18 protein-coding genes are annotated in these 16,462 nt (G+C 66.1%); 11 read left to right on the plus strand and 7 right to left on the minus strand.

From position 1 onward, the window contains the following. Nucleotides 1-3: 3 nt before the first annotated feature. Both AB4118_RS14350 and cobJ read left to right on the plus strand, forming a co-directional pair. Complete coding sequence (locus AB4118_RS14350; protein WP_441490500.1) at nt 4-756, plus strand: precorrin-2 C(20)-methyltransferase; 753 nt, start codon at nt 4-6, stop codon at nt 754-756. Further along, on the plus strand, nt 753-1,544 hold the full coding sequence (gene cobJ / locus AB4118_RS14355; RefSeq protein WP_441490355.1) for a precorrin-3B C(17)-methyltransferase: 792 nt from the start codon (nt 753-755) through the stop codon (nt 1,542-1,544). Before AB4118_RS14350 ends, cobJ begins: the two co-directional genes overlap by 4 nt. Here the strand turns inward: cobJ and AB4118_RS14360 are convergent. Next, nucleotides 1,487-2,251: a cobalt-precorrin-6A reductase gene (locus tag AB4118_RS14360; protein ID WP_441490356.1), complete on the minus strand. Its 765-nt coding sequence runs from the start codon at nt 2,249-2,251 to the stop codon at nt 1,487-1,489. The two genes, cobJ and AB4118_RS14360, sit on opposite strands and share 58 nt — an antisense overlap. Between AB4118_RS14360 and cbiE the strand changes: the two genes are divergently transcribed. The 3 genes from cbiE to cobM are packed head-to-tail and all read left to right on the plus strand — an operon-like array spanning nt 2,250 to nt 4,650. Beyond that, the gene (gene cbiE / locus AB4118_RS14365; protein ID WP_441490357.1) at nt 2,250-3,509 is read left to right on the plus strand and encodes a precorrin-6y C5,15-methyltransferase (decarboxylating) subunit CbiE; all 1,260 of its coding nucleotides are present in this window, start codon (nt 2,250-2,252) and stop codon (nt 3,507-3,509) included. The two genes, AB4118_RS14360 and cbiE, sit on opposite strands and share 2 nt — an antisense overlap. After that, nucleotides 3,488-3,886: a cobalamin biosynthesis protein gene (locus AB4118_RS14370; RefSeq protein ID WP_441490358.1), complete on the plus strand. Its 399-nt coding sequence runs from the start codon at nt 3,488-3,490 to the stop codon at nt 3,884-3,886. Before cbiE ends, AB4118_RS14370 begins: the two co-directional genes overlap by 22 nt. After that, entirely contained in the window at nt 3,883-4,650 is a 768-nt protein-coding gene (gene cobM / locus AB4118_RS14375) for a precorrin-4 C(11)-methyltransferase (RefSeq protein ID WP_441490359.1), read from the plus strand. Before AB4118_RS14370 ends, cobM begins: the two co-directional genes overlap by 4 nt. 11 nt (nt 4,651-4,661) lie before the next feature. Here cobM and AB4118_RS14380 read toward each other — a convergent pair whose 3' ends face one another. Beyond that, complete coding sequence (locus AB4118_RS14380; RefSeq protein ID WP_441490360.1) at nt 4,662-5,765, minus strand: cobalt-precorrin-5B (C(1))-methyltransferase; 1,104 nt, start codon at nt 5,763-5,765, stop codon at nt 4,662-4,664. 56 nt (nt 5,766-5,821) lie between these two features. On the opposite strand from AB4118_RS14380, the gene AB4118_RS14385 reads away from it, so the two are divergent. Further along, the gene (locus AB4118_RS14385) at nt 5,822-7,150 is read left to right on the plus strand and encodes a cobyrinate a,c-diamide synthase (RefSeq protein WP_441490361.1); all 1,329 of its coding nucleotides are present in this window, start codon (nt 5,822-5,824) and stop codon (nt 7,148-7,150) included. Next, on the plus strand, nt 7,147-7,770 hold the full coding sequence (gene bluB, locus AB4118_RS14390) for a 5,6-dimethylbenzimidazole synthase (RefSeq protein WP_441490362.1): 624 nt from the start codon (nt 7,147-7,149) through the stop codon (nt 7,768-7,770). The genes AB4118_RS14385 and bluB overlap by 4 nt, the downstream gene beginning before the upstream one ends. A 123-nt stretch (nt 7,771-7,893) precedes the next feature. Here bluB and AB4118_RS14395 read toward each other — a convergent pair whose 3' ends face one another. The 5 genes from AB4118_RS14395 to AB4118_RS14415 all read right to left on the minus strand — a co-directional run bounded on the left by AB4118_RS14395 (nt 7,894) and on the right by AB4118_RS14415 (nt 12,681). Further along, on the minus strand, nt 7,894-8,550 hold the full coding sequence (locus AB4118_RS14395; protein ID WP_441490363.1) for a 3-oxoacid CoA-transferase subunit B: 657 nt from the start codon (nt 8,548-8,550) through the stop codon (nt 7,894-7,896). A 13-nt stretch (nt 8,551-8,563) separates the two neighbouring features. After that, nucleotides 8,564-9,271 (minus strand): CoA transferase subunit A, encoded by a 708-nt coding sequence (locus tag AB4118_RS14400; RefSeq protein ID WP_441490364.1) that lies wholly within the window; start codon nt 9,269-9,271, stop codon nt 8,564-8,566. A gap of 147 nt (nt 9,272-9,418) precedes the next feature. Next, a complete protein-coding gene (locus AB4118_RS14405) occupies nt 9,419-10,042 on the minus strand; it encodes an Isoquinoline 1-oxidoreductase subunit (protein ID WP_441490365.1) in 624 nt (207 codons plus the stop codon). Further along, nucleotides 10,042-12,219 carry a xanthine dehydrogenase family protein molybdopterin-binding subunit gene (locus AB4118_RS14410; RefSeq protein ID WP_441490366.1) on the minus strand — a complete coding sequence of 726 codons (2,178 nt, stop codon included), beginning with the start codon at nt 12,217-12,219 and terminating at the stop codon, nt 10,042-10,044. The genes AB4118_RS14405 and AB4118_RS14410 overlap by 1 nt, the downstream gene beginning before the upstream one ends. A gap of 3 nt (nt 12,220-12,222) precedes the next feature. Then, nucleotides 12,223-12,681, minus strand: coding sequence for a (2Fe-2S)-binding protein (locus tag AB4118_RS14415; protein WP_441490367.1), 459 nt, complete (start codon nt 12,679-12,681; stop codon nt 12,223-12,225). 195 nt (nt 12,682-12,876) lie between these two features. Between AB4118_RS14415 and AB4118_RS14420 the strand changes: the two genes are divergently transcribed. The 4 genes from AB4118_RS14420 (at nt 12,877) to AB4118_RS14435 (ending at nt 16,424) form a co-directional block, all read left to right on the plus strand. Further along, nucleotides 12,877-13,500: a TetR/AcrR family transcriptional regulator gene (locus AB4118_RS14420; RefSeq protein ID WP_441490368.1), complete on the plus strand. Its 624-nt coding sequence runs from the start codon at nt 12,877-12,879 to the stop codon at nt 13,498-13,500. 179 nt (nt 13,501-13,679) lie between these two features. Then, entirely contained in the window at nt 13,680-14,444 is a 765-nt protein-coding gene (locus tag AB4118_RS14425) for an ABC transporter ATP-binding protein (RefSeq protein WP_441490369.1), read from the plus strand. Beyond that, nucleotides 14,434-15,177, plus strand: coding sequence for an ABC transporter ATP-binding protein (locus tag AB4118_RS14430; RefSeq protein ID WP_441490370.1), 744 nt, complete (start codon nt 14,434-14,436; stop codon nt 15,175-15,177). The genes AB4118_RS14425 and AB4118_RS14430 overlap by 11 nt, the downstream gene beginning before the upstream one ends. A 41-nt stretch (nt 15,178-15,218) precedes the next feature. After that, on the plus strand, nt 15,219-16,424 hold the full coding sequence (locus AB4118_RS14435; RefSeq protein WP_441490371.1) for an ABC transporter substrate-binding protein: 1,206 nt from the start codon (nt 15,219-15,221) through the stop codon (nt 16,422-16,424). Nucleotides 16,425-16,462 lie beyond the last annotated feature (38 nt).

Consider the following 16,462-nt stretch of genomic DNA (forward strand, 5'->3'; position numbering starts at 1 on the left):
AGCATGGACCGGTCCTTCCCCCAGAACGCAGGCACCCTGCTCTTCGGCGTCGGCCTGGGGCCCGGCGACCCCGACTACATGACGGTCCGGGCCCGCGACATCATCACGACCGCCGACCGGCTGGTGCATTTCTGCAAGAAGGGCAGCCGTGGCAATGCCCGCGTCACAGCCGACGCGGTGATCCCGCCGGATCCAGCGCGCGAGATCGTGCTCACCTTTCCGGTGACGACCGAGGTTCCTGTCTGCGAGGACGGCTATACCGGGCCGATCGCCACCTTCTACGATGAATCCGCCGAATTGCTCGCAGCCGAGATGGCGGCGGGCCGGACCGTCGCGGTGCTCTGCGACGGCGATCCGTTCTTCTACGGTTCCTTCATGCATCTATGGCGGCGCCTCGCCCACCGTTTCCCGACCGAGGTTGTACCGGGCGTCACCGGCATGGCCGGCGCCTGGGTTCGTGCAGGTGCCCCGATCACCTGGGGTGACGACGTCATGACCGTGCTGCCCGGCACCTTGCCCGAGGCGGAACTGCGTCGTCGCCTGGTCGACACCGATGCGGCCGTGATCATGAAGCTTGGTCGCAACCTGCCGAAAGTACGCCGCGCGCTGAAGGCAGCCGGGCTGATCCATCGCGCGATCTATGTCGAGCGGGCAACGATGGCAGGGCAGGTCGTGACCCGGCTCGATGAGAAGACCGATGACGTTGCCCCCTATTTCTCGATGATCCTCGTTCCAGGCGAGGGCCGGCGGCTATGAGCGGCTCGCTCACCATCGTCGGCCTCGGCCCTGGAGAGCCGCACTGGCTGACGCCGGCTGCACAAGCCGCGCTCGAAGCGGCTACCGACCTCGTCGGGTATGGTCCCTATCTGGACCGACTGGCGGTGCGCGGGGGGCAGACGAAGCACGCATCCGACAACCGGGTCGAGATCGCACGCGCTCGCTATGCGTTGCAGCTTGCAGCCGAGGGTCGCGCAGTCGCGGTGGTATCAGGCGGCGATCCCGGCGTCTTCGCGATGGCAGCGGCGGTGTTCGAGGCACTCGAGGCCGGCGAACCCGGCTGGCTTGCGCTGCCGATCAGCGTCGAACCCGGGATTACTGCGATGCTCGCCGCAGCGGCGCGGGCCGGCGCGCCGCTTGGCGGCGATTTCTGCGCAATCTCGCTCTCTGACAACCTCAAGCCCTGGGACGTGATCACCGCGCGGCTGGAAGCGGCGCTGAGCGCCGATTTCGTGATCTCGCTCTATAACCCGATCTCGAAGGCTCGGCCCTGGCAGCTCGGCGAGGCCCTAACGCTGGCTGCCCGGCATCGCGCGCCTGAAACACCCGTGATCTTCGCGCGCGCCGTCGGACGGCCGGACGAAGTCCTGCGCGTATTGCCGATGAGCGAGGCTGTGGGGGCGGCAGGCTCGGCCGACATGGCAACGCTCGTGATGATCGGTGCCTCGAGCACGCGATCGATCGCCCGCCCGGGCCAGGCGCCGATCGTCTATACGCCGCGTTCGGTGACGAAGATCCCCTGCGCCACCAGCCAGGGCAGGACCTGATCGATATGGTCGACGGTTGCGACATCGGGTTTGGGCGGCCGCTCGACCATGATCACGGGAAGGCCGAGCCGGCGCGCCGCCGTCAGCTTGCCGACTGTCGCCGGACCGCCGGAATTCTTCGAGACGAGAATCTCGATGCCCTCCCGGCGCATCAGATCCTCCTCTTCATCGGCCTCGAACGGGCCGCGCTGCTGGATGACCTTGATGCCGTTGAGCGGCAGCCGGTCGCCGATCGGCTCGATCACCCTGACGAGATAATGGTGCTGCGGCGCGTCGGCGAAGGCCGGCAGCTCGAGCCGTCCGACCGTCAGGAAGACGCGACGCGGCTGCGTGCCCAGCGTCTCGACTGCAGCTTGAATGTCCGGCACCGAGCGCCAGCGATCACCCGGCCGCGGCTTCCAGGATTCACGGCGGATCGCGATGATCGGCACGTTCTCGGCCTTGCAGGCCGCCTCCGCATGGAACGGCATGATAGCTGCGAAGGGATGCGTGGCATCGACCACGGCAACGACCCGGTTTTCTATGAGATAATGCCGCAGGCCTTCGATGCCGCCGAAACCACCGACACGCACCGGCAGATTGAGGGGTTTGGGATCGGAGGTATGTCCGGCCAGCGAGACAACCGCGCGGATTTCCGGCGCCTGGTCAGCAAGAAGCTGATCAAGCGCGACAGCTTCGCTGGTGCCGCCGAGGATCAGGACCGTCATGACATTGTTTTCGCCTGAATCCGACGAACTGTCGAGGGCATCCGCCTCGGCCACCGAGCCTTGGCTCTCCCTCGTCGGGCTTGGAGAAGACGGCCGCGCCGGGCTTTCGCCGGACGCGCTTGCCGCGCTTGAAGGCGCCGAGCTCGTCTATGGCGGCGCCCGGCATATCGCCCTGATCGGGCCGGTTGCGGGCGAGGCTGCGCCCTGGCCGCAGCCCTTCCGCAATGCGCTGCCGCTGATCCTCTCGCAGAGAGGCCGCAAGGTCTGCGTGCTCGCCACGGGCGACCCGTTCCATTACGGAATCGGTGCCGGCCTGGCGAAGGCACTCGGCCCGGACGAGATGCGGATCTATCCGCAGCTCTCTTCCTTTGCGCTCGCCTGCAACCGGCTGCGCTGGCCGCAAGAGGAATGCGGCCGCGTCTCGCTGCATGGTCGTGCGCTGGAACGCATCATCCCCTTTCTGCAGCCGGGCCGGCGCGTGCTCGCTCTGTCCTGGGATGGTTCGACCCCGGGAAAGCTGGCTGAATTGATGAGCGCACGCGGCTTTGGTGCCTCGCGCCTCGTGGTGATGGAGGCGCTCGGCGGTCCACGCGAACGTATCCGCGAGTGCAAGGCGCAGGCCTTCGATCTCGGCACAGTCGACCCGCTCAACCTGATCGCGCTGGATCTGGTCGCAGAGCGTGAAGCGCGTATCCTCCCACTCGCCTCCGGACTGGATGACGACTGGTTCGAGCATGACGGCCAGATCACCAAGGCCGATATCCGTGCGATCACGTTGTCCGCCCTGCGACCCCGTGCTGGAGAACTGCTCTGGGATGTCGGCGCCGGTTCGGGCTCGATCGGGCTCGAATGGTGCCTGCGCAATCCCGGCAACCAGACCATCGCCTTCGAGGCCAGGCCCGAGCGGGCTGCGCGGATCACCCGCAACGGCTCAGCCCTCGGTGCGCTCCGAATCGAGGTCGCCATCGGCGCGGCACCTGCGAGCTTTCCCGGCCGCCCGGTCCCGGATGCGGTCTTCATCGGCGGCGGCATGACCGAGCCCGGAGTTTTCGAGGCTGCATGGGGTGCGCTGAAGTCGGGCGGTCGCCTCGTCGCCAATGTGGTGACGCTGGAGGGCGAGGCACGGCTTGCGGCGCTTTACGCCGCGCATGGCGGCACCTTGCGCCGGATCGGCGTCAGCCATCTCGACGCGGTCGGCAGCATGCATGGCTGGCGCGCCGCGATGCCGGTGACACAATGGCGGGTGGTGAAGCCGTGATCGTGGCGGGGATCGGATTACGCCCGGGCACCAGCGAGGTGGATATCCTCGCCTGCCTCGACCAGGCGCTCAGGCAAGCCGGCGTGGCGCCGACCGCGTTGCGCCTCGCCACCATCTCCAGCCGTTCGCGCGAGGCGGGTCTCCTTGCCACGGCGCGGAGCCGCAACGCCGAACTCGTCGCGATTCCAGACGAAGCGCTCAAGGGCTACGAGGCCGCCTGCGCAACCCGCTCGACCCGCATCGCCTCTCTCTATGGCGTCGGCTCCGTCGCGGAGGCGGCTGCGCTTGCGGCCGCCGGCCCGGGATCGGTGCTGATCCAGCCACGGATCGCCACTGCCCGCGTCACCTGCGCGCTGGCGCGGAGCGCCACGTCATGACCATCCATTTCATTGGCGCCGGCCCAGGTGCCGCCGATCTCATCACCCTTCGCGGGCGCGACCTGATCGCCGCCTGCCCGGTCTGCCTTTATGCCGGCTCGCTGATCCCGCGCACGATGCTCGACTGGTGTCCACCGGGCGCGCGCATCGTCGACACCGCCCCGCTCGATCTCGATGCGCTCATTGGCGAGATGCAGACCGCCCATGAAGCGGGGCAGGACGTGGCTCGACTGCATTCGGGCGATCTCTCGATCTGGAGCGCCTGCGGCGAACAGATGCGTCGGCTCGATGCGCTCGGCATCCCCTTTACGGTCACGCCCGGCGTGCCGGCCTTCGCCGCGGCGGCAGCGACGCTGAAGCGCGAATTGACGCTGCCCGGCGTCGCGCAATCGCTGGTCCTGACACGCACCTCGGGCCGCGCCTCGGCTATGCCCGAGCGCGAAAAGCTCGCGACCTTCGCGGCCTCGGGCACGACGCTCGCCATCCATCTCTCGATCCACGTGATCGGACAGGTCGCCGCCGAGCTGACACCGTTCTACGGAGCAGATTGCCCCGTCGCCGTCGTCTTCCGGGCGTCCTGGCCAGATGAGCGCGTGCTGTGCGGAACGCTGAGCACGATCGTGGCCGAGGTCCAGGCCTCGGGGTTGGAACGGACCGCGCTGATCCTCGTCGGCCCCGCGCTCGGCTCGCAGGATTTTGGCGAGAGCGCCTTGTATTCCACAGGCTACGACCGGCGTTTCCGGCCGAGCGGTGGTGGCGTGTGACACGCTCGGGCTCACCCCACCTTGCGGAATGGCGTACGCGCCAGAAGGCCACCGGTGCGATCGAAAATCGCGATCTCCAGCTCACTGTCCGGCACGCCGAGGGAATGCGCGGCGTTCACCCAGGCATGCCGGCCGACGGTTTCGGCCAATGGCAACCCCTCGGCCTGGGCACGTTGCAACACCTCGAGCGCCGTATTGGCCCCGGGCACCCAGGCAGCCAGGTGCTCACTGCCGCCCGCCTCCAGAATCCGCGCCGCCAGCCAGGCGAAATCGACCGGACCCGCGCGCGAGTGCAGGTCGAGCATGCCCTGCCCGAGCTTGACCATCTTTGCGAAGCCGCCGGCGACCGTGACGCGGTGGACCGGGTGGCGCCGCAGATATTTCAGCATGCCACCGGCGAAATCCCCCATGTCGATCAGAGCCTGCTCCGACAGGCCATGGAGACGCCGGATAGCGGCTTCGGAGGTCGAGCCGGTGGCGCCTGCGACATGGGTGAGACCAGTCGCGCGCGCGACATCGATGCCGCGATGGATCGAGTGAATCCAGGCCGCGCACGAAAAGGGTATGACGATTCCGGTCGTACCGAGAATCGAGAGCCCACCGACGATGCCGAGGCGCGGATTCATGGTCTTTCCGGCGAGGGCCTCCCCACCGGGGATCGCGATGGTGACGGAGACGTCGCGCGGACCGCCCGTCGCCGCAATGACCTCCGTCAAAGCCTGCCGGATCATCTCGCGCGGCATCGGGTTGATGGCGGGTTCGCCGACCGGCAATGGCAAGCCGGGCAAGGTGACTGTGCCGACACCCTCGCCGGCGCGAAAAACAATGCCTGCGCCAGGCGCGGCCGGGCCGACCCGCGCAACCACCAGCGCGCCATGCGTAACGTCGGGATCGTCGCCCGCATCCTTGATGATGCCGGCCTCGGCGCCCTCCGCAAGCGCGGACTGCCGGGCCAGGGCAAAGGCCGGCCGCTGGCCGCCCGGCAGCGTGATCTCGACGGGATCGAGAAACGAGCCGGCCGCCCAGCCGCAATAGGCGGACTTGGCGGCGGCGGCAGCGCAAGCGCCCGTCGTCCAGCCGCGTCGCAATTCGCCTTGGGGCGGCAAGTCTTCCATGAGCGCCTGCATAGCGCAGCAAGAGGGCTCCGTCAGGAGCCCGCGGAGATCATCGCATGAGCGGAAAAGGCCTCCTCATCGCCGCGCCGCGCTCCGGCTCGGGCAAGACGACGATCACGCTCGGTTTGCAACGGGCGCTGGTGAAGCGAGGGCTGACCGTACGCGGGCTGAAATGCGGGCCGGACTATATCGACCCGGCATTCCACGCGGCCGCAACCGGCGCACCGAGCGCCAATCTCGACAGTTTTGCGATGCCGGACACCTTGCTCGGCCAGATCGCAGGCGAGGCTGCAGAGGCGGCCGATATCGTCGTCGCAGAGGGCTCGATGGGCCTGTTCGACGGCGTGCCGGGCGAGATGGGGCATACGGGCGCGAGCGCCGATATCGCGGCCTTCTGCGGCTGGCCGGTCGTGCTGGTCGTCGATGTCTCCGGTCAGGCGCAGTCGGCCGGCGCGGTGGCTCTCGGCTGCGTGCGTTATGACGAGCGCATCCGTGTCGTGGGCGTGATCCTCAACAAGGTGGCAAGCGAACGCCATCGCCGGCTTGCCTGCGCCGGCATGGAGCGGATCGGCTTGCCCGTGCTCGGAGCCCTGTCGCGCGAGGCAAGCCTGATCCTGCCCGAGCGCCATCTCGGCCTTGTGCAAGCCGGCGAGACAGAGGATCTGCATGGCCGGCTCGATGCGCTCGCAGACGCGATCTCTGCCGCGGTCGACCTCGATGCGATCCTTGCCGTGGCCGAACCGACGGACCTCCCGGTAACCCGGCATGGCGCTCCCGCCCTGCCCGCCCCGGGACGCTGCATCGCCATTGCCCGCGATGCCGCCTTCAGCTTCGTCTATCCGCATGTCGAAACCGGCTGGCGTGCGACCGGCGCAACGCTCGTTCCCTTTTCGCCGCTCGCCGACGAATCGCCGCCGGAGACTTGCGACAGCTGCTGGCTGCCGGGCGGCTACCCGGAGCTTCATGCCGGCCGGATCGCCGGCGCCAGCCGCTTCCTGGCCGGCTTGCGCCGCTTCGCGGAGACCCGGCCAGTCCATGGCGAGTGCGGCGGCTACATGGTGCTTGGCCGAACGCTGATCGATGCCGACGGCACCGCCCATGCCATGGCGAACCTGCTCTCGGTCGAGACCAGCTTCGCGAAGCGCAAGATGAATCTGGGTTACCGCCGCGCCGTGCTCCAGGCGAATGGTCCGCTGGGTTCGGCCGGGCAGGCACTGACCGGGCATGAATTCCACTACGCGACGATCATTTCGGTTGGCGATGACGCGCCCTTCGCGATGGTGACCGATCCGCATGGCTCGGCTCCGGTTCCCGCCGGCGGCCGGCGGGCGCTGGTAACCGGCTCCTTCTTCCACGCTATCGCCCGCTTCACCGGGCAGCCATGAGCGGGCCTCCGGTCTTCGACGAGGCCTTTGCGGCGCAATTCGAGACGCTGCTCGCCTGGCGGCGCGATGTGCGCCGCTTCCGGTCGGAGCCGGTGCCCGAAGCGTTATTGGCGCATCTCTTGAAGCTGACCGAACTCTCTCCCTCGGTCGGCCATTCGCAGCCCTGGCGCTGGTTGCGCGTCACGGACGCAGACCAGCGTGCGGCGGCGCAGACCAGTTTTACGCATTGCAACGCCGAGGCGCTCGGTGACTACGCCGGCGAGCGAGCCCGGCTCTATGCCAACCTGAAGCTCGAAGGCCTGCGCGAAGCCCCCGAGCAGTTTGCGGTGTTCTGCGACCACGGCACGGAGCAAGGTCATGGGCTCGGCCGGCGCACCATGCCGGAGATGCTCGATTATTCCGTGGTCGCCGCGATCACTCAGTTCTGGCTGGCAGCGCGCATGCACGGCATCGGCGTCGGCTGGGTCTCCATCCTCGAACCCGAGGCGATCGCGGCTGCGCTTGGCGTGCCGCCGCAATGGAAGCTGATCGCCTGGCTCTGCGTCGGCTATCCGCAGGAGGAGCATGCCGATCCGGAGCTGATCCGGCATGGCTGGGAGATCGGGACAGGCCGCGACTGAGATCTCATCGCGCGTGTTCAGCGCGGCGATCCCGGGGCCGCATGCGCCGCCCCGGGATGATCTAGCCCTTTGTGTTTGCATCGGCTTTCCCGAAAACCGCAATCCACTCTTCGGGCCGATACTTTAGACCGCGACCTTGAACTTGGCCTGGGTCTTGGCCTTGATCTCATCCAGCGAAACGCCGTCCGCCAGCTCGATCAGGGTCATGCCGCCGCCATTCGCCTTGTCCACGGCGATGACACCGAGATCGGTGATCACCATGTCGACGACGCCGGCGCCTGTTAGCGGCAGGTCGCAGGCCTCGAGCAGCTTTGCCGATTCGGAGCCGTCCTTGTTCTTGGCGACATGCTCCATCACCACGACGACCTTCTTGACACCGGCAACGAGATCCATCGCGCCGCCCATGCCCTTCACCATCTTGCCGGGGATCATCCAATTGGCGAGATCGCCGTTCTCGGCCACCTGCATCGCGCCGAGGATCGACAGATCGATATGACCGCCACGGATCATGCCGAAGGAATCCGCCGAGGAGAAATAGCTCGTCGTCGGCAGTTCGGTGATGGTCTGCTTTCCCGCATTGATCAGGTCGGGATCTTCTTCGCCCTCAAAGGGGAACGGCCCCATGCCGAGCATGCCGTTCTCCGACTGGAGCTGCACGCTCATGCCGGCGGGAATGTAGTTCGAGACCAGCGTCGGGATGCCGATACCGAGATTGACGTAGAAACCGTCCTGCAGCTCCCTGGCGGCGCGGGCGGCCATCTGCTCACGTGTCCAAGCCATGGTCCTTGTCTCCTCAAGCCGTCGGACGGGGACGGGTGGTGCGCTGTTCGATGCGCTTGACCGGGTTCGGCACATGCACGATGCGCTTCACGAAAATGCCGGGCGTGTGCATGTGATCGGGATCGATCTCGCCGGCCGGCACGAGGTGCTCGACCTCTGCGACCGTGAAGCGCGAGGCGCTCGCCATCATCGGATTGAAGTTCCGCGCCGTCTTCCGATAGACGAGGTTGCCCTCGGTATCGCCCTTCCAGGCATGAACGATCGAGATATCGGCGAAGAGGCCGCGCTCCATGATGTAGCGCTCGCCATTGAACTCGCGTTCCTCCTTGCCCTCGGCGATCAGCGTACCGACACCGGTCTTGGTGAAGAAGGCGGGAATGCCAGCCCCGCCGGCACGAATCCGCTCGGCAAGAGTGCCCTGCGGCGTGAATTCAAGCTCGAGTTCACCAGCCAGGTATTGCTGGGCGAAAAGCTTGTTCTCGCCGACATAGGAACTGATCATCTTCTTGATCTGGCGGGTTTCCAGCAGCAGACCAAGCCCCGCGCCGTCGACGCCGGCGTTATTGGAGATAAAGGTCAGGTTCTTGGCGCCGGAATCACGGATCGCCTCGATCAGGGTGTCGGGAATGCCGCAGAGGCCGAAGCCGCCGGCCATGATCGTCATGCCGTCCTTGACGATACCGGCGAGCGACGCCTTTGCGTCGGGGTAGACCTTCTTCATCGCGATGCCTTTGCCGCTGGGATCAGGGGGAGAGGAGCGTTCCTCCCAAGGACTAGCCGAGCCCATGGTGCGGTTGCAACATGGACGAGGGCGCGGGTGGGCATGCGTGCCTCCCCTCGTACCCCGAGGGGAGAAGAAGGAGCCGCGTCAGGACGCCGGACAGACGGCTCCCGTATCGACCCAGGCCTGCATAAGCGCACCGAATTGCGCATTGCTGCCTGGTGCCGGAACACGACCGAGTCCCGGGTTCCAGGCCCAGAGCACCAGGGTGTCGCTGGTGACATGCTTGACGATTGCCGCGAGGTCGCGGCTGCCATTGCGGTTCTGGTCCTTGAGCTGCTCGCAGATCTGACCGAGCGACTTACCCTCCCAGGCCATCGAGGCCGGCGCCAGCGCCCAGTGACCATCGCCCGGAATCCGCGCCGGGTCGAAATTCTGCTTTCCGTGGCAGGTCGCGCATTCCAGCCCCGGTGCGCCGTGCCCGTCCTTGCCGCGCACGACGAGCGGCTGATGCAGGCGCCTCGCATCGGCCTGCCGCGGGCGTTCGGTCGCCGGGTGGCAGTTCATGCAGCGCGGATGCTGCAGCACCGTGCCGATCTCGCCGAACAGGGCGACCGAGCGATCGCGCTGGTTGGCGATGGCGCTGAAGCTCTCGGCTGGACGCAGCGAGGCGGGCGGGGCCTGTCGCGTCGTTTGCGCCGAGGTGAGCGCGGTCCCGGCCAGACAGAGTCCCGCACCTGCCAGGACGGCGTGAAGGAGGGGCGCCCGCATCAGACCGTGCCTCCGACCATGGGCAATTGCCGCGGACGCGGTTGCCCGAGCTTTGCCAGTGCATTGGCGACCGCCGGGCCGATCGGCGGCACGCCCGGCTCGCCGACGCCGGTGGGCGCTTCGGTCGAACGGATGATCAGGACCTCGACCTCCGGCATCTCGTGAATGCGCAGCGAGCGATAGGTATCGAAATTGGCCTGGACCGGCCTGCCCTGGTCGAGCGTGATCTCGCCGTAGAGCGCATGGCCAAGACCAAAGCCGATGCCGCCTTCCATCTGCGCCCGGATGATGTCGGGGTTGACCGCGACCCCGCAATCCACCGCGCACCAGACCTTGTGAACCTTCGGCTCACCATCAGTGCCGAGCGAGACCTCCGCGATCTGGGCAACGAAGGAACCGAAGCTCTCGACCACCGCGACGCCGCGGGCGCGGCCGTCGACCGGGCCGGAGCCATTCCACTTCGCCAGTTCGGCGACAGCCTTGAGCACGCCGACGGCACGCGGATGCCGGTTCATCAGGTTAAGCCTGCCGGCAACCGGATCCTGCCCCGCCGCCTGCAGCAGCTCGTCGATGAAGCACTCGACCGCATAGGCCGTGTGCGTATGGCCGACGGAGCGCCACCACAGGGTCGGCACGCCAACCTTGGGGTTGTTCACCTCGCAGTGGAAATCGGCAATCTCGTAGAAGAGTTCGTTGGCGCCTTCGACCGAGGTTGCGTCGATGCCGTTCTTCACCACCATCGCCTCGAAGGGCGTGCCGAGGAAGAAGGACTGGCCGACGATGCTGTCGGCCCAGGCCGTGATCTTGCCGTCGTTCACGGCACCGCGCAGGCGATGCACGAAGAGCGGGCGGTAATAGCCGCCGGAGAGGTCATCCTCGCGGGTCCAGACCAGCTTGACCGGACGGTTGGGGCCGATCGCCTTGGCGACCATGGCGAGTTCCGCTGCCAGATGCTGGCTGACCTGCGCACGCCGGCCAAAGCTGCCGCCTGCCAGCATGGTCTCGAGCCTGACCTTCTCTGGCGGCAGGCCAAGGATGGTTGCGATGGTCATATGCTCGGTGGTCTGGAACTGGCTGCCGAAGCGGGCGAGCGCCTCGCTGCCATCCCATTGCAGATAACCGTCGAGCGGCTCCATCGGCGCGTGCGCCAGATAGGGGAAGACGAACTCGGCTTCGATCACCGTCCCAGCCTTGGCGAGCGCGGCCTCGGCATCGCCATGCGAACCGGCGACCACACCCTTCTGGCGGGCAAGCGCGCGATATTCGGCGATGAGTTCGCGGCTGCCGCGCTTTTCGGCCGCGCTCTCGTCCCAGGTCACTTTCAGGGCTTCGCGGCCCTTCAACGCGGGCCACATGCCATTGGCATAGACGGCGACGCCGGAGCCGATCTGCTTGACGTCGACGACGCCCTTGACCTTGAGCGCCTCGGCCGCGTCGAAGTTTCCGACCGTGCCGCCGAAGCGCGGTGGCCGGGCAACGACGACGGTCAGCATATTGGGAGCGTGGATGTCGATGGTGAACTCGGCCTTGCCGCGCGACTTGTCGGCACTGTCGAGCCGCCTGACCGCGCCCTCCTTGCCGATCAGGCGGTAGGCCGAAGCCGGCTTCAGCGGCACGTTTTCCGGTACGGCAAGCTCCGAGGCCGCCTCGGCGAATTCGCCAAAGCGTCCCTGTTTGCCGGAGGCATGGCTCAGGACGCCGGCCTCGACCTTGATCTCGGAGGCTGGGACCTTCCAGGATTGCGCTGCGGCCTGGACCAGCATGGCACGGGCCGTGGCTCCAGCCTTGCGCATCTGTTCCCAGCTATTGGCGATCGCGGTCGAGCCGCCGGTTCCCTGCACGCCGAATGCGAGATTGGCATAGAGCTTGACGTCGGCCGGCGCATGCTCGCTGCGCATCTGGCCCCAGTCTGCGTCCATCTCCTCGGCGACGAGCGTCGCAAGCCCGGTGAATGGCCCCTGGCCGAACTCGATATGCTTGATCAGCACCGTGACGGTGCTGTCAGGCGCGACGCGGACGAAGGCATTGGGTGCGAAGGTGGCGTTTCCGCCCGGGCGAAACGCAGCGCCTGCCCCGGACTGGGCACGGGCCACTTGCGGGAGATGCAGCCCGATGACGAGGGCGCCAGCTCCCTTCAGCAGCGAGCGGCGGGAGAGGTTCTGATCGTGAACGGTCATGGCTCAGCCCTCCAGCGTGCGGGCAACATCATGGATCGCGGCGCGGATGCGGACATAGGTTGCGCAACGGCAAAGATTGCCGTTCATCGCGAGATCGATGTCGCGATCGCTCGGCTTCTTGTTTTCCGTGAGCAGCGCAACCGCGCTCATCACCTGGCCCGACTGGCAGTAGCCGCATTGCGGTACGTCGCGTGCCGTCCAGGCGGCCTGAACGGCATCGGCTTCCTTGCCCGAAATCGCCTCGATCGTGGTGATCTCGGCATCGCCCACCGCCGAGACCGGCGTGACGCAGGAGCGCAGCGGCTTGCCGTCCATGAAGACCGTGCAGGCGCCGCATTGCGCGACACCACAGCCGAACTTGGTGCCGGTCAGGCCGAGATTGTCGCGAATCGCCCAAAGCAGGGGCGTATCGTCGTCGACATCGACGCTGTGCGTCCTGCCGTTGACTTTGAGTGAGACCATGGTTGCCTCCGGATCGCTGGACATGACACAGCGCGGCACCATGGTGCGGATCGAGAGGCTCGCTCTCGACGGCCCGATCTGACATATCAGAAGCGGGCGGGTGATCCGTCGTCTTGGGTCGCGCGACTAGACGAGTTAGACCGTTTGAGTCTAATTGGAATAGTCGCGCTCAGTTTGGATCTTGTCAAGACTGCAATGTCCGACAGAAGCGAGAGTTCCGGCGTAGCCGCCGATGATGCCACCGGTCGCATCGATCAGATCGCCGATGCGGCCCTGCGCCTGTTTGCCCGCTACGGCTACAAACGCACCTCGATGGACGACATCGCCAAGGAAGCCGGGCTGGCCAAGGCGACGCTCTACCTCCATTTCAAGGGCAAGGATGATGTGTTCCGGTCCATGCTCGCGCTGCTCGGCAGGCGTGTCGAAGCACGTTGCCGTGAAGTCCTGATCAGCCAGGCCCCCTTCCCGGAACGCCTCACGGCACTGTTGAGAGCTCATTTCGCCACGGCCTTCGAGAGCCTCGGCACGGGTGAACACCTGGTCGAGTTGAAGGCCGTCATCGCCAGCATTGCCGGGCAGGAGCTGCTTGTCTTCGAAGACATCTTCGCCAGGCATGCGCGCAACCTCATCGAGGAGGCGCAAGCGAAGGGCGAGATCTCGCTGAAACGCACGGGCCTTAGCCCCACGATGCTGATCAACACGCTGATGCAGGCGGCCGCCGGTGCCAAGCTCGGCCCCCTGCCCTCCTGCGCGGACTACCAGCAGCGGCTCGACGCGATCGCATCGGTCACGGCTGCTGCCGTCCTGCCGACCGGCTAGTATGACAGGGCCGGCATCGGCTCTAAGCCTTTCGTCTAAACCGCCATTCCTGGGCAGATGCACATGGATTCATGCGCACGGGCGCGGCGTTGACAGGCGCGCTGCGCGCGGTGCAGCATGACTGCAAGGGGAAACGAACAATCCAAGAATCATTGAGGTGGCGACCATGTGTGCGTGGTATGTCTGAGGATATTATTCTCTCCACCTCGGGGCTAACCAAAGAATTCGCGGGATTCACCGCGGTCAATGGCGTCGACCTCAAGGTCAGGCGCGGCAGCATTCATGCGCTCATCGGCCCAAATGGTGCCGGCAAAACGACATGTTTCAATCTGCTGACCAAGTTTCTTGCGCCAACCAAGGGTTCGATCGTCTATAACGGCCAGGACATCACGCGCCAGAAGCCGGCCGAGATCGCCCGGCTCGGGCTGGTCCGGTCCTTTCAGATTTCGGCGGTTTTCCCGCAACTGAGCGTGATGAAGAACGTCCGGATCGCGCTGCAGCGCAAGCGTGGCGACTCCTTCGATTTCTGGCGGTCCGAGAACGTGCTGAAATCGCTCGATGCCGAGGCGCTGCGCCTCGTCGAGGCCGTCGGCCTCTCGACCTTTGCGGACCTGCCGGCGGGAGAACTCTCCTACGGTCGCAAGCGCGCCCTCGAGATCGCGACCACGCTGGCGCTCGATCCGGAGATGCTGCTGCTCGACGAACCGATGGCCGGAATGGGCCGTGAGGATGTCGAACGCATCGCGGCGCTGATCCGGAAAATCTCGGCCAACCGCACCATCCTGATGGTCGAGCACAACCTCTCGGTCGTCGCCTCACTCTCCGACCGCATCACCGTGCTGGCGCGTGGGCAGGTGCTGGCCGAAGGCGACTACGCCACGGTCTCGAAGGATCCGCGCGTGGTCGAAGCCTATATCGGATCGGGAGTCGGCCATGCTCACTGAGGCGACCGGGCCCGCGGCGCCTGCGAGCGCTGTCAAACCGCTGCTCGCGGTCCGCGGGCTCGAGGCCTGGTATGGCGAGTCGCATGTGCTGCACGGCATCGATTTCGACGTCGCGCCGGGCGAAGTGGTGACCTTGCTCGGCCGTAACGGCGCCGGCAAGACCACGACGTTGAAGTCGATCATCGGCATCATGGGCAAGCGCAAGGGCTCGATTTCGTTCGACGGTACCGAGACGATCAACCTGCCCTCGCGCACCATCGCCCGGCTCGGCATCGGCTTCGTTCCGGAAGAACGCGGCATCTATTCGAGCCTGAATGTCGAGGAGAACCTTCTGCTGCCGCCGCAGGTGAAGCCGGGCGGATTCAGCCTCGACCAGATCTTCGAGCTCTTTCCCAATCTGAAGGAGCGGCTGAAGAGCCAGGGCACCAAGCTGTCGGGCGGAGAGCAGCAGATGCTGGCGATCGGGCGCATCCTGCGCACGGGCGCGAATCTCCTGCTGCTCGACGAGCCGACCGAGGGGCTGGCCCCCGTGATTATCGACCAGATCGGCCGCACCATCGCGAAACTGAAACACGATGGCTTCACCATCATCCTGGTCGAGCAGAATTTCCGCTTCGCCGCGACGGTGGCCGACAGGCACTATGTCGTCGAGCAGGGCAAGGTGGTCGACATGATTCCGAACGAGGCGCTTGAGCGAAACATCGACAAGCTCCACGGTTATCTCGGGGTTTGAACAATCGCGTCGAGAACGACGTCATTTCAGGGAGGGACGGCATGAAACTCAAGACATTGCTGCTGGGCAGCGTATTTGGCGCGCTGCTGGTGAGCCCGGCGCTGGCGCAGCAGATTTCCGTCAAGGCCGGTGTGCTCAACGACCGTTCCGGCCTCTATGCAGACCTCTCCGGCGAAGGCTCGGTGGTTGCGGCCCGCATGGCCGTCGAGGATTTCAAGGCCGCCGAGAAGGGCATCAAGGTCGAGATCATCTCCGCCGACCACCAGAACAAGCCCGATGTCGGCTCGACCATCGCCCGGCAATGGTACGATCAGGACGGCGTCGACATCATCCTTGACGTGCCAACCTCATCGGTGGCGCTGGCCGTCAACCAGATCACCAAGGAAAAGAACAAGATCCATATCAACTCGGGCGCAGCGACCTCGGACCTCACCGGCAAGGCCTGTTCTCCGAACACGATCCACTGGACCTATGACACCTATGCCCTCGCCCAGGGCACGGGCGGCGCCATGGTGAAGGCCGGCGGCGACAGCTGGTTCTTCCTGACCGCCGACTATGCCTTCGGTCACGCTCTGGAGCGCGACACTGCCGCGATCGTCACCAAGAACGGCGGCAAGGTGCTGGGGGCCGTACGCACGCCCTTCCCGGGCACCGATTTCTCGTCGTTCCTGCTCCAGGCTCAGGCTTCCAAAGCCAAGGTCATCGGCCTCGCCAATGCCGGCGGCGACACGATCAACTCGATCAAGCAGGCGGGCGAGTTCGGCATCGTTGCAGGCGGACAGAAGCTCGCGGGGCTGCTCGTCTTCCTCACCGACGTGCACGCGCTCGGCCTGCAGACGGCGCAAGGCCTGGTCCTGACGGAAGCCTTCTACTGGGACACGAACGACCAGACCCGTGCCTGGTCTGAGCGCTTCGCGAAGGCCCATGGCGGCAAGAAGCCAACCATGGTCCAGGCCGGCGTCTATTCCGGCATGCTCCACTATCTCAAGGCCGTGGAGGCCGCGAAGAGCAAGGATACCGCGGCCGTGATGGCCAAGATGAAGGAATTGCCGACCGACGATCCGCTCTTCGGCAAGGGGTCGGTCCGCGTCGACGGCCGCAAGATGCACGACATGTACCTTTTCGAGGTCAAGAAGCCGTCCGAGTCCAAGGCACCATGGGATTACTACAAGCAGATCGCGGTTCTGCCGGCAGAACAGGCCTTCAAGCCGCTCAGCGAGAGCGAGTGCCCGCTCGTCAAGAAGTGAACGAGGCTTCGTCCGCGCTTGCTTGGTTCCTGCGTCAT

It is taken from the genome of Allobosea sp. 2RAB26, from assembly GCF_052115465.1.
In the GTDB taxonomy this organism is placed as follows: Bacteria; Pseudomonadota; Alphaproteobacteria; order Rhizobiales; family Beijerinckiaceae; genus Allobosea.